23 protein-coding genes are annotated in these 24056 nt (G+C 64.3%); 17 read left to right on the top strand and 6 right to left on the bottom strand.

What is annotated here, in order from left to right; all coding sequences use genetic code 11:
* Position 1 precedes the first annotated feature (1 nt).
* The 15 genes from CU669_RS13990 to CU669_RS14060 are packed head-to-tail and all read left to right on the top strand — an operon-like array spanning position 2 to position 16197.
* Complete coding sequence (locus tag CU669_RS13990) at positions 2 to 1180, top strand: NADH-quinone oxidoreductase subunit D (protein WP_112145746.1); 1179 nt, start codon at positions 2 to 4, stop codon at positions 1178 to 1180.
* Positions 1177 to 1785, top strand: coding sequence for an NADH-quinone oxidoreductase subunit NuoE (nuoE, locus tag CU669_RS13995; protein WP_112145748.1), 609 nt, complete (start codon positions 1177 to 1179; stop codon positions 1783 to 1785). Before CU669_RS13990 ends, nuoE begins: the two co-directional genes overlap by 4 nt.
* A complete protein-coding gene (gene nuoF, locus CU669_RS14000; RefSeq protein WP_112145750.1) occupies positions 1785 to 3068 on the top strand; it encodes an NADH-quinone oxidoreductase subunit NuoF in 1284 nt (427 codons plus the stop codon). Before nuoE ends, nuoF begins: the two co-directional genes overlap by 1 nt.
* Before the next feature lie 17 nt (positions 3069 to 3085).
* Positions 3086 to 5161: an NADH-quinone oxidoreductase subunit NuoG gene (nuoG, locus tag CU669_RS14005; protein ID WP_112145752.1), complete on the top strand. Its 2076-nt coding sequence runs from the start codon at positions 3086 to 3088 to the stop codon at positions 5159 to 5161.
* Positions 5154 to 6173: an NADH-quinone oxidoreductase subunit NuoH gene (nuoH, locus tag CU669_RS14010; RefSeq protein ID WP_112145754.1), complete on the top strand. Its 1020-nt coding sequence runs from the start codon at positions 5154 to 5156 to the stop codon at positions 6171 to 6173. The genes nuoG and nuoH overlap by 8 nt, the downstream gene beginning before the upstream one ends.
* A gap of 11 nt (positions 6174 to 6184) precedes the next feature.
* Entirely contained in the window at positions 6185 to 6673 is a 489-nt protein-coding gene (gene nuoI, locus CU669_RS14015; RefSeq protein WP_112145756.1) for an NADH-quinone oxidoreductase subunit NuoI, read from the top strand.
* A gap of 13 nt (positions 6674 to 6686) precedes the next feature.
* On the top strand, positions 6687 to 7295 hold the full coding sequence (locus tag CU669_RS14020; RefSeq protein WP_112145758.1) for an NADH-quinone oxidoreductase subunit J: 609 nt from the start codon (positions 6687 to 6689) through the stop codon (positions 7293 to 7295).
* Positions 7295 to 7606 (top strand): NADH-quinone oxidoreductase subunit NuoK, encoded by a 312-nt coding sequence (gene nuoK / locus CU669_RS14025; RefSeq protein WP_112145760.1) that lies wholly within the window; start codon positions 7295 to 7297, stop codon positions 7604 to 7606. The genes CU669_RS14020 and nuoK overlap by 1 nt, the downstream gene beginning before the upstream one ends.
* 6 nt (positions 7607 to 7612) lie before the next feature.
* Positions 7613 to 9541, top strand: a complete 1929-nt coding sequence (gene nuoL / locus CU669_RS14030; protein WP_112145762.1) for an NADH-quinone oxidoreductase subunit L — start codon at positions 7613 to 7615, stop codon at positions 9539 to 9541.
* 18 nt (positions 9542 to 9559) lie between these two features.
* The gene (locus CU669_RS14035) at positions 9560 to 11074 is read left to right on the top strand and encodes an NADH-quinone oxidoreductase subunit M (protein WP_112145764.1); all 1515 of its coding nucleotides are present in this window, start codon (positions 9560 to 9562) and stop codon (positions 11072 to 11074) included.
* Positions 11075 to 11087: 13 nt separating this feature from the next.
* The gene (gene nuoN / locus CU669_RS14040; RefSeq protein WP_112145767.1) at positions 11088 to 12551 is read left to right on the top strand and encodes an NADH-quinone oxidoreductase subunit NuoN; all 1464 of its coding nucleotides are present in this window, start codon (positions 11088 to 11090) and stop codon (positions 12549 to 12551) included.
* The gene (locus tag CU669_RS14045; RefSeq protein WP_112145769.1) at positions 12548 to 13291 is read left to right on the top strand and encodes a biotin--[acetyl-CoA-carboxylase] ligase; all 744 of its coding nucleotides are present in this window, start codon (positions 12548 to 12550) and stop codon (positions 13289 to 13291) included. Before nuoN ends, CU669_RS14045 begins: the two co-directional genes overlap by 4 nt.
* Positions 13292 to 13306: 15 nt before the next feature.
* Positions 13307 to 14089: a type III pantothenate kinase gene (locus CU669_RS14050; RefSeq protein ID WP_112145771.1), complete on the top strand. Its 783-nt coding sequence runs from the start codon at positions 13307 to 13309 to the stop codon at positions 14087 to 14089.
* The gene (locus tag CU669_RS14055; RefSeq protein ID WP_112145773.1) at positions 14086 to 15747 is read left to right on the top strand and encodes a ribonuclease J; all 1662 of its coding nucleotides are present in this window, start codon (positions 14086 to 14088) and stop codon (positions 15745 to 15747) included. Before CU669_RS14050 ends, CU669_RS14055 begins: the two co-directional genes overlap by 4 nt.
* A 45-nt stretch (positions 15748 to 15792) precedes the next feature.
* On the top strand, positions 15793 to 16197 hold the full coding sequence (locus CU669_RS14060) for a bacteriohemerythrin (RefSeq protein ID WP_112145775.1): 405 nt from the start codon (positions 15793 to 15795) through the stop codon (positions 16195 to 16197).
* A 1-nt stretch (position 16198) separates the two neighbouring features.
* On the opposite strand, the gene CU669_RS14065 is transcribed toward CU669_RS14060, so the two are convergent.
* The 3 genes from CU669_RS14065 to CU669_RS14075 form a co-directional block, all read right to left on the bottom strand.
* The gene (locus CU669_RS14065; protein ID WP_112145777.1) at positions 16199 to 17149 is read right to left on the bottom strand and encodes an NADP-dependent oxidoreductase; all 951 of its coding nucleotides are present in this window, start codon (positions 17147 to 17149) and stop codon (positions 16199 to 16201) included.
* Complete coding sequence (locus CU669_RS14070; RefSeq protein ID WP_112145779.1) at positions 17149 to 18648, bottom strand: benzoate-CoA ligase family protein; 1500 nt, start codon at positions 18646 to 18648, stop codon at positions 17149 to 17151. The genes CU669_RS14065 and CU669_RS14070 overlap by 1 nt, the downstream gene beginning before the upstream one ends.
* A 75-nt stretch (positions 18649 to 18723) precedes the next feature.
* Entirely contained in the window at positions 18724 to 19878 is a 1155-nt protein-coding gene (locus CU669_RS14075) for an ABC transporter substrate-binding protein (RefSeq protein ID WP_112145781.1), read from the bottom strand.
* 181 nt (positions 19879 to 20059) lie between these two features.
* On the opposite strand from CU669_RS14075, the gene CU669_RS14080 reads away from it, so the two are divergent.
* Both CU669_RS14080 and pyk read left to right on the top strand, forming a co-directional pair.
* Positions 20060 to 20788, top strand: a complete 729-nt coding sequence (locus CU669_RS14080; RefSeq protein ID WP_112145783.1) for a FadR/GntR family transcriptional regulator — start codon at positions 20060 to 20062, stop codon at positions 20786 to 20788.
* A gap of 68 nt (positions 20789 to 20856) precedes the next feature.
* Positions 20857 to 22329: a pyruvate kinase gene (pyk, locus tag CU669_RS14085; protein ID WP_112145785.1), complete on the top strand. Its 1473-nt coding sequence runs from the start codon at positions 20857 to 20859 to the stop codon at positions 22327 to 22329.
* Between the two features lie 38 nt (positions 22330 to 22367).
* Here the strand turns inward: pyk and CU669_RS14090 are convergent, their stop codons facing one another.
* The 3 genes from CU669_RS14090 to purC are packed head-to-tail and all read right to left on the bottom strand — an operon-like array spanning position 22368 to position 23935.
* Positions 22368 to 22871, bottom strand: coding sequence for a hypothetical protein (locus tag CU669_RS14090; protein WP_112145786.1), 504 nt, complete (start codon positions 22869 to 22871; stop codon positions 22368 to 22370).
* 8 nt (positions 22872 to 22879) lie between these two features.
* Complete coding sequence (gene purS, locus CU669_RS14095) at positions 22880 to 23122, bottom strand: phosphoribosylformylglycinamidine synthase subunit PurS (protein WP_112145788.1); 243 nt, start codon at positions 23120 to 23122, stop codon at positions 22880 to 22882.
* A gap of 48 nt (positions 23123 to 23170) precedes the next feature.
* Positions 23171 to 23935 carry a phosphoribosylaminoimidazolesuccinocarboxamide synthase gene (gene purC, locus CU669_RS14100; RefSeq protein ID WP_112145893.1) on the bottom strand — a complete coding sequence of 255 codons (765 nt, stop codon included), beginning with the start codon at positions 23933 to 23935 and terminating at the stop codon, positions 23171 to 23173.
* Between the last annotated feature and the right edge of the window lie 121 nt (positions 23936 to 24056).

Genomic DNA, 24056 nt, shown 5'->3' on the forward strand with positions numbered 1-24056 from the left:
GATGGCCGAATCCCAGATCCAGAACTACACCATCAATTTCGGTCCCCAGCATCCGGCGGCGCACGGCGTGCTGCGCCTGATCCTGGAGATGTCGGGCGAGGTCATCGACCGCGCCGACCCCCATGTGGGCCTGCTGCATCGCGGCACCGAAAAGCTGATCGAGCACAAGACCTACGTTCAGGCGACGCCCTATTTCGACCGCCTGGACTATGTGGGCACCATGAACCAGGAGCACGCCTTCGTGCTCGCGACGGAAAAGCTGCTGGGCATCGACATTCCGCTCCGCGCCAAATACATCCGCACGCTCTACGACGAAATCGGCCGCATCCTGAACCATCTGCTGAACGTCACCGCGTTCATCTTCGACGTGGGCGGCATGACACCGCTGCTCTACGGATTCGAGGAGCGCGAGAAGCTGATGGAATTCTACGAGCGCGTCTGTGGCGCCCGTCTGCATGCCAACTACTACCGTCCGGGCGGCGTCTCCGCCGACCTGCCGGCGGGGCTCATCGAAGACATCGCGGCGTGGTGCGAGACCTTCCCGGCCGTGCTCGACGATATCGAGACCCTGGCCACCGAAAACCGCATCTTCAAGCAGCGCGTGGTCGATATCGGCACCGTTTCGGCCGAGCAGGCGCTGGACTGGGGCTTTACCGGTCCCAATCTGCGCGCTTCGGGCATCGCCTGGGATCTGCGCAAGGCGCAGCCCTACGAGGTCTACGACCAGATGGAATTCGACGTTCCGGTGGGCAAGAACGGCGACGGCTATGATCGCTATCTGGTCCGCGTGCTGGAAATGCGCGAATCCGTCAAGATCATGAAGCAGTGCATCGCCAAGATGCCCGCCGGTCCGGTCAAGGTGGAAGACAACAAGATCACGCCGCCGCCGCGCGCCGAGATGAAGCGCTCCATGGAATCGCTGATCCATCACTTCAAGCTGTTCACCGAGGGCTTCCACGTGCCCCCCGGCGAAGTGTACTGCGCCATCGAGGCTCCCAAGGGCGAGTTCGCCGTCTATCTGATTTCCGACGGCACCGGCAAGCCCTACCGCTGCAAGATCCGGCCGCCGGGATATGTCCACCTCCAAGCCCTCGAGATGATGTCCAAGGGACACATGCTGGCGGACGTGGTGGCCAATATCGGCTCCATCGACATCGTTTTCGGCGAGATCGACCGATGAGTGACATGAATCACGAACCCGATAGCTTCGCCTTCACGGCCGAATACGCGGAAAAGGCCAAGGCCTTCGTCGCCAAATATCCCGCCGGGCGCCAGCAGAGCGCGGTGATGCCGCTGCTGGATCTGGCCCAGCGCCAGGAAGGCTGGGTCTCGCGCGCCGCCATGGAGGTCATCGCCGCCATGCTGGACATGGCGCCGATCCGGGTGGAGGAGGTGGCCACCTTCTACACCATGTACAATCGCAAGCCGGTGGGTAAGTTCCACGTCCAGGTCTGCACCAATCTGCCCTGCATGCTGCGCGGCTCCGACGACGTGGTCGCCGCCGCCCGCGAGGCGCTGGGCGTCGACTTCGGCGACATGACCAAGGACGGGCTGTTCACCCTGTCCGAGGTGGAATGCCTGGGTGCCTGCGTCAACGCGCCCATGATGCAGATCAACGACGACTACTACGAGGATCTGACCGCCGAGACCACCAAGGCGGTGCTGGAAGCCTTCAAGCGGGGCGAGACCCCCAAGCCGGGTCCGCAGAATGGTCGCCAGTTCTCGTGCCCGGCCGGTGGCCCCACCAGCCTGAGCGAGTTGAAGTTCGAGGGGGGGAAGGCCTGATGCTGCGCGACTCCGATAGGATCTTCACCAATCTGTACGGCTTCCACGACTGGCGTCTGGCTGGCGCCAAGGCGCGCGGCGACTGGGACGGCACCAAGGACATCTTGGCCAAGGGCCGCGACTGGATCATCGACGAGATGAAGAATTCCGGTCTGCGCGGCCGTGGCGGCGCCGGTTTCCCCACCGGCGTCAAGTGGTCCTTCATGCCCAAGACCGAAGGCCCGCGCCCGCACTATCTGGTGATCAACGCCGACGAGGGCGAGCCTGGCACCTGCAAGGACCGCGAGATGATGCGGTTCGATCCCCATAAGCTGATCGAAGGGGCGCTGATCGCCTCCTTCGCTATCGGGGCTCATGCGGCTTACATCTATATTCGCGGCGAATTCATCCGCGAGGCCGAGCACCTGAATTATGCCATCGACGAGGCGCGCGCCGCCGGTCTGCTGGGCAAGAACGCCTGCGGCTCGGGCTGGGACTGCGAAGTCTATGTCCATCGCGGTGCCGGGGCCTATATCTGCGGCGAGGAATCGGCGCTGATCGAAAGCCTGGAAGGCAAGAAGGGCCAGCCCCGCCTGAAGCCGCCGTTCCCGGCGGGCGTCGGCCTCTACGGCTGTCCCACCACCGTCAACAACGTGGAATCCATCGCGGTGGCGCCGACCATCCTGCGCCGCGGCGCCGCGTGGTTCGCCGGACTGGGCAAGCCCAACAACACCGGCACCAAGGTTTTCTGCATCTCCGGCCACGTCAACACGCCCTGCAACGTCGAAGAGGAAATGGGCATTCCGCTCAAGGATCTCATCGAGAAGCATGCGGGCGGCGTTCGCGGCGGCTGGGACAACCTGCTGGCCATCATCCCCGGCGGCTCCTCGGTGCCCATGCTGAACAAGCAGCAGTGCGAGGAAGTCACCATGGACTTCGACGCCCTGCGCGCCATGCGCTCGGGCCTCGGCACGGCGGCCGTGATCGTCATGGACAAGTCCACCGATCTGGTGCGCGGCATCGCCCGGCTGTCCAAGTTCTATTGGCATGAAAGCTGCGGCCAGTGCACGCCGTGCCGTGAAGGCACCGGCTGGATGGCCCGCATGATGGCCCGCATGGCCAAAGGCGAGGCCGAGCTTTCGGAAATCGACCTGCTGGAGGAAATCTCCAGGCAGATCGAAGGCCACACCATCTGCGCCCTGGGCGACGCGGCCGCCTGGCCGGTCCAGGGCCTGATCCGCACCTTCCGTCCCGAGATGGAACGGCGGATCAAGGAACGCCTAGCCAAGACCCGCGCGGCCTGAGAAGAGAGAAGACGGCAATGCCCAAGCTGACCATTGACGGCAGGGAAATCGAGGTCGAGGCCGGAGCCACTATTATCCAGGCCGCCGATCTGCTCGGTATCGAGATCCCCCGCTTCTGCTACCACGAGCGTCTCGCCATCGCGGGCAATTGCCGCATGTGCCTGGTGGAAGTGGAAAAGATGCCCAAGCCGGTGGCGTCCTGCGCCATGCCGGTGGGCGAAGGCATGGTGGTGAAGACCAATACCCCGGTGGTGCGCAAGGCGCGCCAGGGCGTGATGGAATTCCTCCTGCTCAACCACCCGCTGGATTGCCCCATCTGCGACCAGGGCGGCGAGTGCGACCTGCAGGATCAGGCCATGGCCTATGGCGCCGACAAGGGCCGCTGCCAGGAAGGCAAGCGCGCCGTGCCGGACAAGGATTACGGTCCGCTGGTCCAGACCATGATGACCCGGTGCATCCAGTGCACGCGCTGCGTCCGCTTTATCTCGGAAGTGGCCGGAACCCCGGTGCTGGGCGGTCTCGGTCGCGGCGAGCATCTGGAAATCACCCGCTATGTGGGCGCGGCGGTGTCGTCCGAGCTGTCGGGCAACCTGATCGATTTGTGCCCGGTGGGCGCACTGACCAACAAGCCGGCGTCCTATACCTACCGCTCGTGGGAACTGAAGAAGACCGAGAGCGTCGACGCCATGGACGCGCTTTGCGCCTCCATCCGGGTCGACACCCGCGGCAACGAGGTCATCCGTGTCCTGCCCCGCGTCAACGAGGACGTCAACGAGGAATGGCTGTCGGATCGGTCGCGTTTCTCGGTGGACGGCCTGAAGCGCCAGCGTCTCGACCGCCCCTATGTGCGCAAGGACGGCAAGCTGGTGGCGGTGACCTGGCCTGAGGCCCTGGCTGCCATCGCCGCCAAGCTGAAGGGCCTGGACGGCTCCAAGATCGCCGCCATCGCGGGCGATCAGGCCGACGCCGAAGCCATGGTCGCCTACAAGGATCTGCTGGCCGCCCTGGGTTCGGCCAGCCTGGATTGCCGCCAGGACGGGGCCAAGCTGGACCCGGCGGTGCGCGCCTCCTATCTGTTCAACAGCACGGCCGCCGGTATCGAACAGGCCGACGCCCTGCTGATCATCGGGTCCAACCCGCGCAAGGAGAACCCGGTTCTCAATTCGCGTATCCGCAAGCGCTGGCAGAAGGGCGGTTTCAAGGTCGCCCGCATCGGCCACAAGGGCGACCTGACCTACAAGTACGAGCATCTGGGCGAAACCGCCGCCGTTCTGAAGGATCTGGCCGAGGGCAAGCATCCCTTCTTCGAGACCCTGAAGAACGCCGCCAAGCCCGCCATCATCCTGGGCCAGGGTGCCCTGACCCGCGCTGACGGCGCCGTCATCCTCGGCCTCGCCCGCAAGTTGGCCGACGCCGCCGGTCTGGTGAAGGACGGCTGGAACGGCTTCAACGTGCTGCACACGGCGGCCGCCCGCGTCGGCGGCCTCGACCTGGGCTTCGTGCCCGGCAATGGCGGCAAGGATACCGACGCCATCGTGGCGGCGGCTGGCAAGGGCGACATCCAGGCGGTGTTCCTGCTGGGGGCCGACGAGGTGGAGATGGGCGCGCTGGGCACTGCCTTCGTGGTCTATCAGGGCACCCATGGCGATGCCGGTGCCCATCGCGCCGACGTGATCCTGCCCGGTGCCGCCTATACGGAAAAGAGCGCCACCTACGTCAATCTGGAAGGCCGCGCCCAACAGACCCGTCTGGCGGTGTTCCCGCCCGGCGAGGCCAAGGAGGACTGGCGCATCGTCCGCGCCCTGTCCGACGCGCTGGGCAAGCCGCTGGCCTATGACTCGTTGAAGGGCGTGCGCGAGCGTCTGGTCAAGGCCAGCCCGGTCTTCGCCGCCATGGGCGAGGTGACCCCGGCCGCCTGGGGCGCCGGGTTCGGCGCCGAGGGATCGGTGTCCGACGACGCCCTGGTGACCAATATCGACAATTTCTACATGACCGACCCGATCAGCCGCGCTTCCAAGACCATGGCGGAATGCACGCAGGCCTTCGGCGGTGGTTGCACCCACAAGCACAAGAGGACGGGGACCCATGGTTGACGCACTCGCCGGGCTGCTGCCCCCCTTCCTCTGGCGTCTGATCGTTATTGTCGTTCAGATCGTCGCCATCGTTCTGCCGCTGCTGATCGCCGTGGCCTATCTCACCTATGCCGAGCGCAAGGTGATCGGCGCCATGCAGCTGCGCAAGGGACCAAATGTGGTCGGCCCCTTCGGCCTGCTGCAGCCCATGGCCGACGGCCTGAAGCTGTTCGTCAAGGAACTGGTGCTGCCCACCTCGGCCAATCCGGCGGTGTTCATCGGCGCCCCCATGGTCACCTTCTTCCTGGCCCTGGTATCCTGGGCGGTGATTCCCTTCGACAAGGGCTGGGTGCTGTCCGACATCAATGTCGGCGTGCTCTATATCTTCGCCATCTCGTCGCTCGGCGTTTACGGCATCATCATGTCGGGCTGGGCGTCCAACTCCAAATACGCCTTCCTGGGCGGCCTCCGCTCGGCGGCGCAGATGGTGTCCTACGAAGTCTCCATCGGCTTCATCATGATTTCGGTGCTGTTGACGGTGGGCTCGCTGAACCTCAGCGACATCGTCACCGCCCAGACCAAGATGTGGTTCATCATTCCGCATCTTCCCATGTTCTTCCTGTTCCTGATTTCCGGTCTGGCCGAGACCAACCGCGCCCCCTTCGACCTTCCCGAGGCGGAAGCCGAGCTGGTGGCGGGCTACAACGTGGAATACTCGTCCATGGCCTTCGCCCTGTTCTTCCTGGGTGAATACGCCAACATGCTGCTGATGGGGGCCATGACCTCCATCCTGTTCCTGGGCGGCTGGCTGGCTCCGTTCGGCATGACCTTCATTCCCGGCATCGTCTGGTTCCTGTTGAAGATCTGCCTTGTGATGTTCGTGTTCCTGTGGGTTCGCGCCACCTTCCCGCGCTATCGCTACGACCAGCTGATGCGCCTGGGGTGGAAGGTGTTCCTGCCGTTCTCGCTGTTCTGGCTGGTGCTGACCGCAAGCGTGCTGACCGCTTTCGATCTGCTGCCGAACAAGGGTTGAGGAGAGAAACCATGTCGTTCCTTGACCGTACCGCCCGCGCGTTTCTGCTGGTCGAGCTGTTCCAGGGCTTGGCGGTGACGCTGCGCTACTTCTTCAAGCCGGCGGTGACCATCAACTACCCCTATGAGAAGGGGCCACTCTCTCCGCGCTTCCGTGGCGAGCATGCGCTGCGCCGCTACGCCAACGGCGAAGAGCGCTGCATCGCCTGCAAGCTGTGCGAGGCCATTTGCCCGGCCCAGGCCATCACCATCGAGCCCGAGCCCCGCGACGACGGTTCGCGCCGGGCGCGCCGCTATGATCTCGACATGACCAAGTGCATCTACTGCGGTCTGTGCCAGGAGGCCTGCCCGGTGGACGCCATCGTCGAGGGTCCGAATTTCGAGTACGCCACCGAAACCAGGGCGGAGCTCATGTACAACAAGTCCAAGTTGCTCGCCAACGGCGACCGCTGGGAGGTCGAACTGGCCTACCGCATCGCCGCCGACGCGCCGTACCGGTGACAGGGGAAAAGGCATGTTCACGGCTCTGATCTTCTACATGTTCGCGGGTATCGCGGTTGGCAGCGGGGTGATGGTCATCTCGTCCAAGAACCCGGTCCACTCGGTGCTCTGGCTGATTCTCGCCTTCTTCAACGCGGCGGGTCTGTTCTTGCTGTTGGGCGCCGAATTCCTCGCCATGGTCCTCGTGGTGGTTTATGTGGGCGCGGTGGCGGTGCTGTTCCTGTTCGTGGTGATGATGCTCGACATCAATCTGGTCGAGTTCCGCGAGGGCTTCCTGCAATACCTGCCCACCGGGGCGCTGATCGGCGTGGTCTTGATGGTCGAGCTGCTGGCCATGCTGGGCGGCTGGGCCTTCGCGCCCGATATCGACGCGCTGATCAAGGCGCCGACGCCGACGCTGGATCAGGCCAGCAACACGGTGGCGCTGGGCAAGCTCATCTACACCAATTACGTCTATCTGTTCCAGGCCTCGGGGCTGGTGCTGCTGGTCGCCATGATCGGCACCATCCTGCTGACCCACCGCAAGCGCACCGGCGTGCGCAAGCAGGTGATCGCCGATCAGGTCAACCGGTCGTCCAAGTCGGTGGAACTGCGCAAGGTCCAGACGGGGAGGGGCATCTGATGTTCGAAATCGGTCTCGCCCACTATCTCTCGGTGGCGGCGATCCTGTTCACGCTGGGCGTGATGGGGATCTTCCTGAACCGCAAGAACGTCATCGTCATCATGATGTCCATCGAGCTCATGCTGCTGGCGGTCAATATCAACTTCGTGGCGTTCTCGTCCTATCTGAACGATCTGGTCGGTCAGGTGTTCGCCATGTTCATCCTGACCGTGGCGGCGGCCGAAGCCGCCATCGGCCTTGCCATCGTCGTCGTCTTCTTCCGTAACCGCGGTTCCATCGCGGTGGAAGAAATCAGCCAGCTCAAGGGGTAGACGCGGATGATTACTGCAACCGTATTCCTCCCGCTGCTGGGCGCCGCCGTCGCTGGCCTGTTCGGCCGCTTCATCGGCGACCGTGGGGCGCAGATCATCACCTGCGGCCTGCTGCTGATCTCCGCCGTGCTGGCGGGCCTGATCTTCCAGAAGGTGGCGCTTGGCGGCCATCCCGAGACGGTGATCATCGCCGAGTGGATTTCGTCGGGCACCATCAACGTGTCCTGGGCCCTGAAGGTCGATACCCTGACCGCCGTGATGCTGATCGTGGTGACCTGGGTGTCGGCGGCGGTGCATGTGTACTCGGTCGGCTATATGAGCCACGACACCTCCATCGCCCGTTTCCAGTCCTATCTGTCGCTGTTCACCTTCGCCATGCTGATGCTGGTGACCGCCGATAATCTGGTTCAGATGTTCTTCGGCTGGGAAGGCGTCGGCGTCGCCTCCTATCTGCTGATCGGCTTCTGGTACGAGAAGCCCTCGGCCTGCTCTGCCGCCATCAAGGCCTTCGTGGTCAACCGGGTGGGTGATTTCGGCTTCGCGCTGGGCATCTTCGGCGTCTACTTCATGTTCGGCAGCGTCGGCTTCGACGCCATCTTCGCCGCCGCGCCCGAAAAGGCCGCCGCCACGGTGAATTTCTTCGGCGTCGAGTGGCATGCCATCACCATCTGCTGCCTGCTGCTGTTCGTGGGCGCCATGGGCAAGTCGGCCCAGCTGGGCCTGCACACCTGGCTGCCCGACGCCATGGAAGGCCCGACCCCGGTCTCCGCCCTGATCCACGCCGCCACCATGGTGACGGCCGGTGTGTTCATGGTGGCGCGCATGAGCCCGCTGTTCGAGTTCTCCGACACCGCCCTGACCGTGGTCACGGTTGTCGGCGCCGCCACCGCCATCTTCGCGGCGACGGTGGGCTGCGTGCAGAACGACATCAAGCGGGTGATCGCCTATTCCACCTGCTCGCAGCTGGGCTACATGTTCTTCGCCATCGGCGTGTCGGCCTATCAGGCCGCCATCTTCCACCTGATGACCCACGCTTTCTTCAAGGCCCTGCTGTTCCTGGGCGCCGGATCGGTGATCCACGCCATGAGCGACGAGCAGGACATCCGCAGGATGGGCGGCATCTGGAAGCATGTGAAGGTGACCTGGGCCCTGATGTGGATCGGCTCGCTGGCCCTGGCCGGTATCCCGTTCTTCGCCGGCTACTATTCCAAGGACACGATCCTGGAAGCCGCCTGGGGCTCGCATACCATCGCCGGTCAGGGTGCTTACTGGCTGGGCTGCCTCGCCGCCTTCCTGACCGCCTTCTACTCCTGGCGCCTGCTGCTGCTGACCTTCCATGGCCGTCCCCGCGCGGACGAGCATGTGATGGCCCATGTGCATGAGAGCCCGGCCGTGATGCTGCTGCCGCTGCTGTTCCTGGCCACGGGCGCCCTGTTCGCGGGCTGGCTCGGCTACGACCTGTTCGTCGGCCATCACAACCACGACTTCTGGGGTCACGCGATCCTGACCACCGAGGCCCATCCGGCCTTGGAGAACGCCCATCATGTGCCGAGCTGGGTGGCCTTGCTGCCCACGGTGGTGGCGGTGTCGGGCATCGCGCTGGCCTATCTGTTCTACGCCTTCGCTCCCGGTCTGCCGGTGGCGCTGGCCAACACGTTCCAGGGTGTCTATCAGTTCCTGCTGAACAAGTGGTACTTCGACGAGCTCTACGACATGGTGTTCGTGAAGCCCGCCTTCAAGCTCGGCCGCGGTCTGTGGCAGGGCGGCGACGGCGCGCTGATCGACGGCGTCGGGCCCGACGGGGTGGCGGCGGCCACGGTGGCCATCGCCAAGAAGGTGGGCCGTCTGCAAAGCGGCTACCTCTACCACTATGCTTACGCGATGCTGATCGGCGTGGCGGCTTTCGTCACCTGGTATGTTTTCAACGCGCGCTGACGACGAGGAAGACGTCAAATGAACGACTGGCCCCTTCTCTCGCTGACGACGTTTCTGCCGCTGCTCGGCGCGTTGTTCATCCTCACCATCCGCGGCGAGACCGAGGTGGTGGCGAGGAACGCCCGCGCCGTGGCGCTGCTGACCTCGCTGGCGACCTTCATTGTCTCCTTGTTCATCGCGGTGAAGTTCAACGGCGCCTCGCCCGACTTCCAGTTCAAGGAAACCGCCAACTGGTTCCCCGGAACCACCATCGCCTATTCCATGGGCGTGGACGGCGTCTCCATGTGGTTCGTGATCCTGTCCACCTTCCTCACCCCCATCTGCATCCTGTCGTCCTTCGGCGGCGTCAAGGTTCGGGTGAAGGAATACATGGTCGCCTTCCTGATCCTGGAAACCATGATGGTGGGCATGTTCTGCGCCCTCGATCTGGTGCTGTTCTACATCTTCTTCGAAGCCGTCCTGATCCCGATGTTCATCATCATCGGCGTGTGGGGCGGGGCGCGGCGCGTCTATGCCGCATTCAAGTTCTTCCTCTACACCCTGGCCGGCTCGGTGCTGATGCTGCTGGCCATGCTGGTGATGTATTTCGAGGCGGGCACCACCGACATTCCGTCGCTGATGGCCCATTCCTTCCCCTTCGCCCTGCAGCAGTGGCTGTGGCTGGCCTTCTTCGCCTCCTTCGCGGTCAAGGTTCCCATGTGGCCGGTGCACACCTGGCTGCCCGACGCCCACGTGGAAGCGCCGACGGCGGGTTCGGTGATCCTGGCGGGCGTGCTGCTGAAGATGGGCGCCTACGGCTTCATCCGCTTCTCGGTGCCCATGCTGCCGGATGCCTCGGTCTACTTCACGCCGCTGATCTACACCTTGTCCATCGTCGCGGTGATCTACACCTCGCTGGTGGCGCTGGTGCAAGACGATATGAAGAAGCTGATCGCCTATTCGTCGGTGGCCCATATGGGCTATGTGACCATCGGCATCTTCTCCATGACCACCCAGGGGGTCGAGGGCGCCATCTACCAGATGCTGTCCCATGGCGTGGTGTCGGGTGCTCTGTTCCTGTGCGTCGGCGTGGTCTATGACCGCATGCACACCCGCGAGATCAACCGCTACGGCGGTCTGGCGACCCGCATGCCGCTCTATGCCGCCGTGTTCATGCTGTTCACCATGGCCTCGGTCGGCCTGCCCGGCACCTCCGGCTTCGTCGGCGAGTTCCTGGTGCTGCTGGGCGTCTTCCAGGTGAATTCCTGGGTGGCCTTCTTCGCCGCCACCGGTCTGGTGTTGGGTGCCGCCTATATGCTGGTCCTGTACCGCCGGGTGATCTTCGGCCGCCTGACCCGCGAAGACCTGAAGACCATTCTCGATCTGGACATGCGCGAGGTCGCGGTCTTCGTGCCGCTGATCCTGGTGGTGATCTGGATGGGCGTGCATCCGTCGACCTTCATCGAGCCCATGCATGCCTCGGTGGCTAAGCTGATTGACAATTACGAGCTCGCGCGGGCCGCCCATGAGGGCCTGTCGGTAGCGGCGCGTTGAGGGAGAATCGGACGTGATCAAGACTCTCGACCTCGTCCCGGTGCTGCCGGAGATCTTCATGGCGGTGGCCGGTCTGGCGCTGCTGATGCTGGGCGTCTTCCGCAAGGAGGACAACACGCGGCCCATCTCGGTGCTGGTGATCCTGGTGCTGGGCGCCGCCATGATGCTGGTCTCAAGCCTGGGCGCCGAAAAGCATCTCGCCTTCAACGGGCTGTTCGTGGCCGACCGCTTCGCCGGTTTCGCCAAGGGCCTGGTCCTGCTGGCCTCGGCCTTCTCGGTGGCCATGTCGCTCCAGTATCTGGAGAAGGAGCGGATCGGCCGCTTTGAATATCCGGTGCTGGTGCTGTTCGCCACGCTGGGCATGATGATGATGGTTTCGGCCAACGACTTCATGTCGCTGTATCTGGGCCTCGAGCTTCAAAGCCTGTCGCTCTATATCCTGGCGGCGTATCAGCGCGACAGCTTGAAGTCCACCGAATCGGGCATCAAGTATTTCGTCCTCGGCGCCCTGGCCTCGGGCCTGTTGCTCTACGGCGTCTCGCTGCTGTACGGCTTCGCCGGAACCACCTCGTTCGAGGGTCTGCACAATGTCTTCGCCGGAGGCGACGGCCATCATGTGAAGCCGGGCCTCGGCATCATCGCCGGTCTGGTCTTCGTGGTCGCCGGTCTGTCGTTCAAGCTGTCGGCGGTGCCGTTCCACATGTGGGCGCCCGACGTCTACGAGGGCGCTCCGACCCCGGTCACCTCGTTCTTCGCCGTCGCTCCCAAGATCGCCGCAATCTGCCTGTTCGTGCGGGTCATGACCGGCCCGTTCGGCGATCTGGTGGAGCAGTGGCGCCAAGTGGTGGTCTTCATCTCCATCGCCTCCATGTTCGTGGGCGCCTTCGCCGCCGTGGTTCAGACCAATATCAAGCGTCTGATGGCCTACAGCTCCATCGGCCATGTGGGCTTCATCCTGGTGGGCGTCGCCGCGGGCGGCGAGCTGGGCATCCAGGGCGTGCTGATCTATCTGGCCATCTATCTGTTCATGAATCTGGGCACCTTCGCGGTGATCCTGTCCATGCGCCAGAAGGGCCGTCTGGTGGAAGGCATCAGTGATCTGGCCGGATTGTCCAAGACCAACCCGGTCATGGCCTTCATCATGGCGGCGCTGATGTTCTCCATGGCGGGCGTGCCGCCGCTGGCCGGGTTCTGGGGCAAGTTCTACGTCTTCATGGCCGCCATCGAGGCGCACCTCTACACCCTGTCCATCCTGGGCATCCTGTCGTCGGTGGTGAGCGCCTTCTATTATCTGCGCATCATCAAGATCATGTATTTCGATGACGCGGCCGAGCCGCTGGATCGCCCGGTGGGCCGTTCCATGGCCCTGGTCATGGCGGTCAGCACCCTGGTGATCCTGGCCTTCACCCTGGTACCTGCGCCGCTGGTGACGGGCGCCAAGGCCGCCGCCGCGGTTCTGTTCCCCGCAGCGGGATGAGCAAGAACGGACTGCCGTCGCCGTTCGGCCTGATGCGGCTGGGCGTCGTCGGCAGCACCAATGACGAGGCGCGGCGGCTGGCATCGGACGGTGCCGCCGCCGATCTTCTGGTGGTGATGGCCGAAAGCCAATCCGCCGGGCGCGGCCGCCGGGGGCGCCAATGGCAAAGTCCCGCGGGAAATCTTCATGCTTCGGTGCTGATCCGGCTTGATCGGCCCTTGTCCCAATCGGCGCAGATCGGCTTCGTCGCCGCCGTGGCGCTGGCGGAGGCCTTGGGTGATTTGGTCTCGGATGCGGATTTCCGCTGCAAATGGCCCAACGACCTCCTATGTAACGGCAAGAAGGTCGCCGGTATGCTGCTGGAAGCGGCGGGTGACGGATGGTTGGTGCTGGGATTTGGCGTGAACGTGGTTCAGGCGCCGCCACCCGGCGAGGCGCTGTATGCCGCCGCCTCTCTCGCGGATTTCGGCTGGGGCGGCGATGCTCCGGGGGTGTTGAACGCCTTCTGCCACCGCTTCGGGCCTTGGCTGGCCCGGTGGCGGCAAGACGGATTTCCACCCATTCGCGAGGCTTGGCTCGGCCATGCCAGGGGCGTGGGGGAGCAGGCAGTTGTTCGGCTGGAGACGGAGACCCTGACCGGGATTTTCGCCGGGCTGGACGAGGACGGCGCCCTGATCTTGGATCAGGGCGAACAGGGACTGCGCCGGGTCATGGCCGGCGACGTTTTTTTTCCGGGTTAGGGTAGGAGTGGCGCCATGCTGTTGGCCATCGATTCCGGCAATACCAACATCGTCTTCGCCGTCTATGACGGCGACATCCTGCGGGGTGAATGGCGAGCCTCCACCGATTCCGAGCGCACCGCCGATGAGCTGGGCGTGTGGCTGACCCAGCTGCTGACCATCGAGGGGCTGAACCGGCTGGACATCACCTCGGCCATCGTCGCCAGCGTGGTTCCGGCCATGGTGTTCGGGCTGAAGACCCTGTGCCGCCGCTATTTCCGCTGCGAGCCGCTGGTCGTCGGCGACGAGGGCGTCGATCTCGGCCTGTCCATCCTGCTGGACCGGCCGGAAGAGGTGGGCGCCGACCGTCTGGTCAATGCGGTGGCGGCCCATAAATGCTACAAGGGGCCACTGATCGTCATCGATTTCGGCACGGCGACCACCTTCGACGTGATCGACGGCAATGGCAATTACTGCGGCGGCGCCATATCGCCCGGCATCAATCTGTCCCTGGAAGCGCTGCACGCCGCCGCCGCCAAACTGCCCCGGGTCGCCATCGGGCGACCCAAGCAGGTGATCGGCCGCGCCACGGTTCCCGCCATGCAGTCGGGCATCTTCTGGGGTTATCTGGGTCTGATCGAAGGCCTGGTGACCCGCATCAAGGAGGAGTTCGGCTCCGACATGTATGTGGTGGCCACCGGCGGTCTGGCGCCGCTGTTCGCCGACGCCACCAAGGCCATCAACGCGCTCGACGCCGATCTGACCTTGCGGGGATTGCTGGAAATCCACCGCCGCAACCGTGGACCGGCGGCGGCATGAGCCAGTCAGAGGACGCAACCGAACTGTTTTACCTGCCGTTGGGCGGGGTCGGTGAAATCGGCATGAACCTGTCGCTGTATGGATGCGGCGGCAAATGGCTGATGGTGGATCTGGGGGTGTCGTTCGGCGATGATTCCATGCCCATGGTGGATGTGGTCATGGCCGATCCCGCCTGGATCGAGGAGCGGGCCGACAAACTGGTGGGCCTCGTGCTGACTCATGGTCACGAGGATCACCTGGGGGCGGTGGGTCATCTGTGGCGCAGGCTGCGCTGCCCGGTCTGGGCGACGCCGTTCACCGCCTCGCTGCTGAAAGGCAAGCTGCACGAGGCGGGCCTGCACAACGACGTGCCTCTTACCGTAGTTGCGCCGGGCTCCCGCTTCACGGTGGGTCCGTTCGAGATCGAAATGATCTCCATGACCCATTCCATCCCCGAACCGAATACGCTGGCCATCCGCACCAAGGCCGGCACGGTGGTCCATACCGGCGACTGGAAGTTCGATCCCGATCCGCTGTTGGGGCCGACCGCCGACAAGGAAGCGCTGCGCAAGGCGGGCAAGGGCGGTGTTCTGGCGGTGGTGGGTGATTCCACCAATGTGTTCACCCGGGGTCATTCCGGTTCGGAATCGGAAGTCAGGGGCAGCCTGATCGAATTGCTGGGACGCTTCGACGGCCGCATCGCGGTGTCGTGCTTCGCCACCAATGTGGCGCGGCTGGAAAGCATCGCGGTGGCGGCGGCGGCCAATGACCGCAATGTCGCCCTGGTGGGGCGCTCGCTGTGGCGCATCGACAAGGCGGCCCGCGAGAACGGCTATTTCGCCGACCTGCCGCCTTTCCTGACCGAGCACGACGCCGGTTACCTGCCCAAGGACAAGGTGGTCTATATCTGCACCGGCAGCCAGGGCGAGCCGCGCGCCGCCTTGGCCCGTATCGCCTCGGGGGATCATCCCCATGTGGCGCTGGGCTCCGGCGACGTGGTGATCTTCTCGTCGCGCATCATTCCCGGCAACGAGAAGGAAATCTACCGGCTGCAAAACGACCTCGTCCGTCTGGGCGTCGAGGTGGTGACCGAGAAGGATGAATTCATCCATGTCTCGGGCCATCCCGCCCGCGAGGAGATGGAAGAGCTTTACCGCCTGCTGCGGCCCAAGCTGGCGGTGCCGGTTCATGGCGAGGCCCGCCATCTTCAGGAACACGCAAGGCTGGCCAAGGCCTGCGGCGTACCGGAAGCCTTCGAGATCGGCAACGGCACCATGTTGCGGCTGGCCCCCGGTCCGGTCGAAGTGGTCGATTACGTTCCCACCGGCCGTCTCTGCGTCGATGGACCCCGTCTGGTGCGGCTGGATTCCGAGATTCTGCGCAACCGTCGCCGCATGGTCTATAACGGCTCGGCAGTGGTTACCGTGGTGGTGGACCGCAACGGCAAGCTGATGGGCGATCCGCAACTGACCGCGTTGGGGCTGCTGGACGCCGGGCACGAGGCGGAAGAACACGACGTCGTCGTCGAAGCCATCCGCGACGCCATCGAGGAATTGCCGCTAAAGGCCAAGCGCGACGACGGCATCGTGCGGGAGACGGCGCGGCTGGCGGTGCGCCGTTCGCTGAAGGAAACCCACGGCAAGAAACCCATTACCGATGTCCATCTGGTGCGAATCTAGAATCTGAATTAGAGTTTTTGGCAGGAAATAGAGGATCTGCGCCCAATGTCCTTGATCGAGTGGGATTCGTCTTTCAGCGTTGGGTCCGAGCGCATGGATGCCGACCACCAGCGTCTGCTGACTCTGCTCAATCGCCTTTACGACGCATGGCATGGCGGCGAGGGGGTGGATGAATTGGGGTGGTTGTTCGACGAATTGCTGGCTTATGCCGACACCCATTTCGCCGCCGAGGAAATGGCGTTGAAGTCCCGCAATTACCAGCGACTGGAAAAGCAACAGACCGATCATATCCGCCTGAAGGCTTCGGTGATCGATTTCCGCAATCGCTATCTGAGCGGCGATACGCCAACGGTCCTGACCGAGGAGATGACCCAGTTCCTCAAGGACTGGCTGCTGCAGCATATCCTCGGCGAGGACATGCTCTACAAGGACAGCTTCAAGGGCGAGTAGTCTAATCCACCGTCAGCACGATCTTGCCGCGCACATGGCCGCTTTTGCTGCGGTCCAGCGCCTCGGCGGCGTGGGGCAGGGGGAATTCCTCGATCTCGGGCGCGGCGAGAATGCCGCTGTCCATCAGCCCGGCCAGCCGCCGCAACTGGCCACCGTCGGGCTTGACGAACAGGTACTTCACCCGGATGCCCAGTTGCTCACCCAAGTCCTTGTCGGTCTTGTCGGTGATGGAGACCAGGATGCCGCCGGGCTTGACCGTCTGGTAGCTGCGGGTCAGCACCTCGCCGCCGACGGTGCCGTAAGCAAAATCGACGCCGTCCGGGCAAAGCGCCTTCACTTCGGTGACGAAATCCTGGGCGGCGTAGTCGATGACATGGTCGGCGCCGAGGCCGCGCACATAGTCATGGTTGGCGGCTCCGGCGGTGGCGATCACCGTGGCGCCCGCCCATTTGGCCAGCGGCACCGCCAGACTGCCGACGCCGCCGGCCCCGGCGTGGATCAGCACGCTTTGGCCCGGCCGGACCTGGGCGACGTCGAACAGGGATTGCCATGCGGTTAGTCCCGCCAGGGGAATGGTGGAGGCCTGGGCGAAGGATGCGTTGGCGGGCATGGGGGCCACCGCCGAGGCGTCCATGGTGACGTATTCGGCATAGGTGCCCCATTGGATGTCGGGCTTGCGGCAGAACGACCACACCCGCTCGCCGATGGAAAAGCCGGTGACGCCCTCGCCCAGGGCGGCGATGGTGCCCGCCGCGTCCCAGCCGGGGATCAGCGGAAAGCCGCAGGGAAACAGGCGTGCCAGCCCGCCCTCGGCGATCTTCCAATCCACCGGATTGACCCCGGCGGCGCGCACCCGGATCAACACCTCGCCCGCCGCCGGGACCGGGGTGGCGATCTCGCGCCATTCCAAGGTCTCGGGCGGGCCGAAGCGATCCAGGATCATGGCCTTCATCAGCCGCCTTCCCGCAGCTTGAAGCGCTGGACTTTGCCGGTGGCGGTGCGGGGGATGGCGTCCAGGAAGCGGACGTTGCGCGGACATTTGAAGATGGCCAGCTTGGCGCGCAGCGACTCGATGATGCGCGCTTCCAGAATGGGCGGATGCTCGTCCACCTCGGCCACCGCGTAAAGGACGAGGCGAATCAACCCGTCCTCGTTGGGAATACCCACCGCCACCGCGTCGGCGACTCCCGGTACCATCAAGGCGGCTTCTTCGACTTCGGAAGGGCTGACCCATTGGCCGGACACCTTGATCATGTCGTCCGAGCGGCCCTGGGGCGTCCAATAGCCGTCGGCGTCGAAGGCGAAGACGTCGCCGGTCTTCCACCAGCCGTCGCGCAAGACCCGCTGGGTGACATCGGGCCGATTGTGGTAGCGGCGGAACAGCGAGTCCATGCGCACCCACAAATCCCCGGCCGTGTCGGGGGTGGTGATCTCGGTCCCGTCGGGGCTGCGCAACCGTACCTCGGCCCAGGGCAGTGGCTTGCCGCAGGCGCCGGGTTTCATGTCGGCGGGCGTGCTGGCGATGAACAGGAACAGCGCCTCGGTGGCGCCGATGCCTTCCAACATCAAGCCGCCGGTCTCCTCCATCCAGCGACGGCACAATTCGGCGGGCAAGTTCTCTCCCGCCGAGACCCAGGTCTTGACGCCCCGGAACGCCTCGGTGGCGCAGGCGCCGTCCTTGAGCAGCAGGCGATAGAGCGAAGGGACCGAAAGGACCACCTTGGGCCGGGCGGTGGTGATGACCTGGGCGGCGGCGGCGGCATCCGGCCAGCCGCGATGCAGAACCAGCGTCGCGCCACAGCGTAATCCGCCGATCAGGCAATGGCCCAGCGGATAGGCGAAGAACAGCTTCGAGGTGGAGAATATCCGATCGCCGGGATTGACGCCCAGATTCTCGCGCACATGGCGTTCGCCCAGGGCGATGGAGGCATGGACGTGGATGGCCCCTTTTGGCTGACCGGTGGTACCGGAGGTGTACATCCACAAGGCGGTATCCTCGGGATCCATATCGGCCGAGACCAACTGATCGGATGATCCGGCCAGGAACGCCTCCAACTCGTCGGAAAACACCATGCGGGGCGAGACATGGGCCATGGTGGCCGCTTCACGTGCCAAATCGGCAAGGGCGCTTTCCGCCAAGAGCAGGGGGGCGCAACTGTCGCCGAAGGCATGGGCCAGATCCTTTGCGGCCATGCGGGTGTTCAGCGCCACGGCGGCGAAGCCCGCTTTCATGGCGCCCAAATAGGCGGCCACCAGTTCGGGGCCGTCGTCCAACAGCAGCAGGACGGGCTGCTGGCGCTGGACGCCCGCAAGGGTCATGGCGTTGCCGTAGCGGCAAGCCAGTCGGTCCAACTGGGAATAGGTCAGGGTCGTCTCACCGCAGATCAGGGCAAGGCTATCGCCTCGGCCGACGGCAAGGCTCGGCCCCAAGATATCGTCGGCGCCATTCATGGCAATCACCCTTGGAAAGAAAAGGCGAGCCGCCACCAACCCCATTGGGGCGGACGGCTCGCCGATTGTCGCGACCTATTCGACGATGATCCAGTCACCGTTCTTGATCTCGACCATTTTGAAGGACTCGAGGCCGAGTCCCATATGGTCGGTGGGCGAATAGGTGTAGATGCCGGTGGTGGCGACGAAGTCCTTGGTCTGCTCGATGGCGTCGCGGACCTTGGCCTTGTCGGTGGTTCCGGCACGCTTGAAGGCGTCGATGGCCATCATCAGGGCATCGATGCCGTGACCGGGCAGCGGACCGGCTTCCAGCGGCTTGTTGTGTTCCTCGTATTCCTTCTTGAAGTCCATGGTGACCTTCTTCTGACGGTCACTGGCAGGCAGCTGATCGGCGACGGCCTGAGCACCGGCCGGCAGGCGCATGCCGTCGGCGGCGGTGCCGACCAGGCGCAGGAACTCCTTGGAGGCGACGCCGTGGGACTGGTAGGTCGGCAGGTTGAGGCCCATCTGCTTGAGGTTCTTGGTCACCACGGCGGGGCCGGTGCCGGTACCGAAGATGAACAGGGCCTGCACGCCCGCCGTGCCGCGGATCTTGGTCAATTGCGGCGTGACGTCGGGATCCTTCGGCGAATAGACCTCGTCGATCAGGATCTCGATGCCGTAATTGGGGGCCAGCTTGACGGTCTGGTCATGACCGGACTTGCCGAAGCCCACATTCTCGGACAGCAGGGCGATCTTGGTCAGCCCGCGCTTCTTCAGGTCGGTCATGACCTTTTCGGCGGCCAGACGGTCGGACTGGGGAAACTTGAAGGTCCACTTGCGGACCGGATCGCCGATGGCGGTGCCACCGCCCAGGGACATATAGGGCATCTCGGCGCGTTCCATCAGGCTGAGAACGGCCATGCTGGTGGGCGTGCCCGATCCGCCGATGATGAGGTCCACCTTGTCGTTCTCGATCAGGCGCTTGACGAAGGTGGTGGCCTTTTCCGGCTCGGAGCCGTCGTCATAGATGATCGCCTGGATCTTGCGGCCCAGCACGCCACCCTGGGCGTTGACCTTGTCGATCATGTAATCGAAGGTCCGCTTCTGGGGGTCGCCCATGGGCGACATCTGACCGGTGACCGACAGGAACATTCCGATCTTAATGTCGTCGGCCGCGCTCGCGGCATTGGTGCCGCACAAACCCATGACAACCGCCAGGCCAAACCCGGCTGCACGCTTCCAGCTCATTGAACACCTCCACAGTGTGATTGACGTCTGCTTCTTTATCGGCAGTTCTTTGTCGGTATTGTAGTACCGAATTGCGCAAAAGCCAAAGCCTCTATTTGGCTAGGGCGTATAGGGTACGCTTGACGAAAGGTGCTGCCAAGCGCACCATTGAATTGTAGCGAAATGTAACGGCGCGGTTGCCATGAAAGATGCATCCAAGCTGGGCAACAGGCCCAGTGGGTTGGTCTCGGAAAGGGTCGCCGACCGCATTCTGGCGCGCATCGCGTCGGGGGAGTGGGGGCCGGGACACCGGCTGCCGGGGGAGCGGCACCTGGCCGAGGATATGGGAGTAAGCCGCGTCTCGGTCCGCGCCGCGCTCCAAAGCCTGAAGACCCAGGGGTTGCTTGACGCCGTCCAGGGCGGCGGCACGCGGGTCATCGCCACCACGGCCGCCATGGACCCCGGCATGCTGGAACTGGTGCGGGTCAATGGCGAGAACCTGACCGATCTTGCGGAAATCCGCTCCATTCTCGAAGTTTGGGCGGCGGGCCGCGCCGCCCGGCGCAGGACCGAGGCGGATATCGCCGCACTGGACGCCATCATGACGGCGACCAAGGCCGATATCGACGCGGGCAAACATAAGAGCGAAAACGACATCCGCTTCCATCTCGCCATCGCCAAGGCATCCAGCAGTGGCATCTACATGCATTTCGTCGCCATGATCCGGGGCATGCTCAGCGAGATGGTGGACTATCATCGCTACGAGTTGTTTCCCACCCGCGACGACGATCACCGCATTCTCAGCCAGCATCAGGCCATTTTCGACGGCATTCGCACAGGTGACGCCGATGCCGCCCAATCGGCCATGAAAGAGCATTTGGGCTGGGTGCTGGAGCGCTATGCCAAGCAGCATAACAACAAGAAATCGTAACAGCCGCATGGTATGCCCCGCCGGGTTCGTCTGCTATGGTGCGGGTGGACCATTTGCGAGGACTTGCGATGAAGCGAAACAGAAATGCCAAGATCATTGCCACCCTGGGGCCGGCGTCTTCCACCCCCGAGGAGATCGAAAGCCTGTTCATCGCCGGGGCCGATGTATTTCGGCTGAACTTCAGCCATGGCACCCATGCCGACCACAAGGCCCGGCTGGACGCCATTCGCGAGTTGGAGAAGAAGGTTCAGCGTCCCATCGCGGTGCTGGCCGATCTGCAAGGCCCCAAGCTGCGGGTGGGCGATTTCGAGATCGGCAAGGTCCGCATCGAAAACGGTAATCTGTTCCGCCTGGACATGGACCCGGCCCTGGGCACCGACAAGCGTGCCCCGCTGCTGCATCCCGAGGTGTTCGCCGCTCTCAATGTGGGCAGCGAACTGCTCATCGACGACGGCAAGGTCCGTCTGCGGGTGGAACGCCACGGCGCCGATTTCGCCGAGACCAGGGTTCTGGTCGGCGGCGAGGTCTCCAACCACAAGGGCGTCAACGTTCCCGACGTGGTTCTGCCCATCTCGCCGCTGACCGAGAAGGATCTGGCCGATCTGGAATTCGCGGTGGAGATGGGGGCCGACTGGATCGCCCTGTCCTTCGTCCAGCGTCCCTCCGACGTGGCCGAGGCGCGGCGTCTGGTGTCCGCCCATGTGGGATCGCGCGTCCGCATTCTGTCCAAGCTGGAAAAGCCCTCCGCCATCGACCATCTCATCGACATCATCGACCTGTCCGATGCGGTGATGGTCGCGCGCGGCGATCTGGGCGTCGAGTGTCCGTCCGAGATGGTGCCGATCCTGCAAAAGCGCATCGTCCGGGCTTGCCGTCTGGCGGGCAAGCCGGTGGTGGTGGCGACTCAGATGCTGGATTCCATGGTTCATTCGCCGACGCCCACCCGCGCCGAGGCCTCCGACGTGGCGACCGCCGTCTATGACGGCGCCGACGCGGTGATGCTGTCGGCCGAGACGGCGTCCGGCGACTTCCCCAAGGAAGCGGTCACCATGATGGATCGCATCATCGGGCAGGTGGAAAAGGACGAGCATTACCGGGTCATCACCGACGCTTCCCGCCTGGAGCCGGAACACACCACCCGCGACGCCATCAGCGCGGCGGCGCGCCAAGTCGCCCACACCCTGGGCGCGGCGGCCATCGTCACCTTCACCTCGTCGGGCTCCACCACCTTGCGCGCCGCCCGCGAGCGGCCGGAACAGCCCATCTTGTCGGTGACCTCGGACGTCGAGGTGGCTCGGCAGATGGCACTGGTCTGGGGCGCCCATTCCATCATGGCAAAGGATGTGCGCAGCTTTACCGAAATGGTGCAAAAGGCGGTGCATTTCGCCCAAAGCGAGGGCTTCGCCACCATCGGCGACAAGGTGATCATTACGGCGGGCGTGCCGTTCGGCTTCTCGGGAACGACCAATGTGCTGCGCGTCGCCGAAATCGAAGACCCCAACGCACCGCACGGCCCCTATCGTCATGTGAGCAACGAATAAGACGCATGGTTTGAAGAGCGGGCGGGACGCCCGCCCTGCTACTTGCAGCGCGGCAGTCGGGCCGCCTGTTCCAAGGTGGCCGTCGCGGCGGCGCGGGTCAGGCAGGGCGGCTCGGCCGGTGGTGCCGGGGGCTTGGGAGTCTGAACCACCGGCTTGGCGGTTGGAATCGGCGGCGGCGGCTTTGGGGCCGGTGGCGGCGTGACCATCTTGGGAGCGGGAGGAACCACGACCGGGATCGGAGCGATGGGAGCCGGTGCCACCGGTTCAGGGGCGCGGACGGCCGCGGGTTCCGGCGGTGGGGGAGGCGCCGTTGTCGCGACGGCGGGCTTGGGGGGCGGCTCGGCACCCGGCATGTTCAGATAGGGCGACGGGCTTGAAATGGGCGGGCCGACCAAGACCTTGAGGACGCCGCCGACGCCGTCGACCACGTCGCCCAGCAGTCCCAGCGTGCCGCCCTCGGACTCCTTTTCAGGTTCCTCGGCCCTTGCGGGCTGGGCCGCCAGCCCCAAGGCCACGATCAGCAGCGAGAGGCCAAGCCGCATCGCCAATCTCAGTCCGCCAGATCGATGGTGTAGTTTTCGATCACGGTATTGGCCAGCAGGGCCTTGCACATCTGCTCGGCGGCGGCCTTGGCCTTGGCGGGATCGGTTTCGGCCAGATCCAACTCGATGTACTTGCCCTGGCGCACGTCGTTGACGCCGGAAAAACCCAGCGAGGCCAGGGCGTGCTGAACCGCCTTGCCCTGGGGGTCGAGAACGCCGTTCTTGAGGGTGATGTGGACTTTGGCTTTCACGGGAGTCTTTCCGTTCAATGAAGAGGAGGGGGAGCGAGGCCGCTCCCCTTACTGCATGGTCGCGGGGCCCTTGAGATCACGGGGTCCGCCTTCCGGCAGGATGCCGAGGCGACGGGCCACTTCCTGATAGGCCTCTTCCACGCCGCCCAGATCGCGACGGAAGCGGTCCTTGTCCATCTTGTCGCCGGTCTTCATGTCCCACAGGCGACAGGAATCCGGGCTGATCTCGTCGGCCAGCACGATCTGCATGTCGTCGCCGTTGTACAGGCGGCCGAATTCGATCTTGAAGTCCACCAGACGAATGCCGACGCCGAGGAACAGGCCGGTCAGGAAGTCGTTGATACGCAGGGCCAGCGACATCATCTCGTCCAGATCCTGGGTGGTGGCCCAGCCGAAGGCGGTGATGTGCTCTTCCGAGACCATGGGATCGCCCAGGGCGTCGGACTTGAAATAGTATTCCACGATGCAGCGGGGCAGCGGCGTGCCCTCGGACAGGCCGAAGCGAACGGCCAGCGAGCCTGCGGCGACGTTGCGGATCACCACTTCCAGCGGGACGATCTCCACTTCGCGGACCAACTGCTCGCGCATGTTGAGGCGGCGCACGAAATGAGTGGGAATACCGATCTCGCCGAGGCGCAGCATCAGATACTCGGAGATGCGGTTGTTCAGCACCCCCTTGCCGGTGATGGTTCCCCGCTTCTTGTTGTTGAAGGCGGTGGCGTCGTCCTTGAAGTATTGGACCAGGGTGCCGGGCTCGGGGCCCTCGAACAGGACTTTGGCCTTGCCTTCGTAAATTTGTCTGCGTCTTGCCATGGGAAACATCCGGGTATGATGAGCGCGCTTGGCGCACGGGGACCGACGATGATGGCGTTCGGGGCGGCCATCGAGCGATCCGGGTCTGATATAGCAGGGATGTGACAGGGAGACAACGCGC

The organism is Paramagnetospirillum kuznetsovii, from assembly GCF_003284725.1.
Classification (GTDB): domain Bacteria; phylum Pseudomonadota; class Alphaproteobacteria; order Rhodospirillales; family Magnetospirillaceae; genus Phaeospirillum; species Phaeospirillum kuznetsovii.

Excerpts from the sequence above, each read along its gene's own strand:
- CU669_RS13990 (WP_112145746.1), top strand. The coding sequence starts at position 2 with ATGGCCGAATCCCAGATCCAGAACTACACCATCAATTTCGGTCCCCAG.
- nuoE (WP_112145748.1), top strand. The coding sequence starts at position 1,177 with ATGAGTGACATGAATCACGAACCCGATAGCTTCGCCTTCACGGCCGAA.
- nuoF (WP_112145750.1), top strand. The coding sequence starts at position 1,785 with ATGCTGCGCGACTCCGATAGGATCTTCACCAATCTGTACGGCTTCCAC.
- nuoG (WP_112145752.1), top strand. The coding sequence starts at position 3,086 with ATGCCCAAGCTGACCATTGACGGCAGGGAAATCGAGGTCGAGGCCGGA.
- nuoH (WP_112145754.1), top strand. The coding sequence starts at position 5,154 with ATGGTTGACGCACTCGCCGGGCTGCTGCCCCCCTTCCTCTGGCGTCTG.
- nuoI (WP_112145756.1), top strand. The coding sequence starts at position 6,185 with ATGTCGTTCCTTGACCGTACCGCCCGCGCGTTTCTGCTGGTCGAGCTG.
- CU669_RS14020 (WP_112145758.1), top strand. The coding sequence starts at position 6,687 with ATGTTCACGGCTCTGATCTTCTACATGTTCGCGGGTATCGCGGTTGGC.
- nuoK (WP_112145760.1), top strand. The coding sequence starts at position 7,295 with ATGTTCGAAATCGGTCTCGCCCACTATCTCTCGGTGGCGGCGATCCTG.
- nuoL (WP_112145762.1), top strand. The coding sequence starts at position 7,613 with ATGATTACTGCAACCGTATTCCTCCCGCTGCTGGGCGCCGCCGTCGCT.
- CU669_RS14035 (WP_112145764.1), top strand. The coding sequence starts at position 9,560 with ATGAACGACTGGCCCCTTCTCTCGCTGACGACGTTTCTGCCGCTGCTC.
- CU669_RS14045 (WP_112145769.1), top strand. The coding sequence starts at position 12,548 with ATGAGCAAGAACGGACTGCCGTCGCCGTTCGGCCTGATGCGGCTGGGC.
- CU669_RS14050 (WP_112145771.1), top strand. The coding sequence starts at position 13,307 with ATGCTGTTGGCCATCGATTCCGGCAATACCAACATCGTCTTCGCCGTC.
- CU669_RS14055 (WP_112145773.1), top strand. The coding sequence starts at position 14,086 with ATGAGCCAGTCAGAGGACGCAACCGAACTGTTTTACCTGCCGTTGGGC.
- CU669_RS14060 (WP_112145775.1), top strand. The coding sequence starts at position 15,793 with ATGTCCTTGATCGAGTGGGATTCGTCTTTCAGCGTTGGGTCCGAGCGC.
- CU669_RS14065 (WP_112145777.1), bottom strand. The coding sequence starts at position 17,149 with ATGAAGGCCATGATCCTGGATCGCTTCGGCCCGCCCGAGACCTTGGAA.
- CU669_RS14070 (WP_112145779.1), bottom strand. The coding sequence starts at position 18,648 with ATGAATGGCGCCGACGATATCTTGGGGCCGAGCCTTGCCGTCGGCCGA.
- CU669_RS14075 (WP_112145781.1), bottom strand. The coding sequence starts at position 19,878 with ATGAGCTGGAAGCGTGCAGCCGGGTTTGGCCTGGCGGTTGTCATGGGT.
- CU669_RS14080 (WP_112145783.1), top strand. The coding sequence starts at position 20,060 with ATGAAAGATGCATCCAAGCTGGGCAACAGGCCCAGTGGGTTGGTCTCG.
- pyk (WP_112145785.1), top strand. The coding sequence starts at position 20,857 with ATGAAGCGAAACAGAAATGCCAAGATCATTGCCACCCTGGGGCCGGCG.
- CU669_RS14090 (WP_112145786.1), bottom strand. The coding sequence starts at position 22,871 with ATGCGGCTTGGCCTCTCGCTGCTGATCGTGGCCTTGGGGCTGGCGGCC.
- purC (WP_112145893.1), bottom strand. The coding sequence starts at position 23,935 with ATGGCAAGACGCAGACAAATTTACGAAGGCAAGGCCAAAGTCCTGTTC.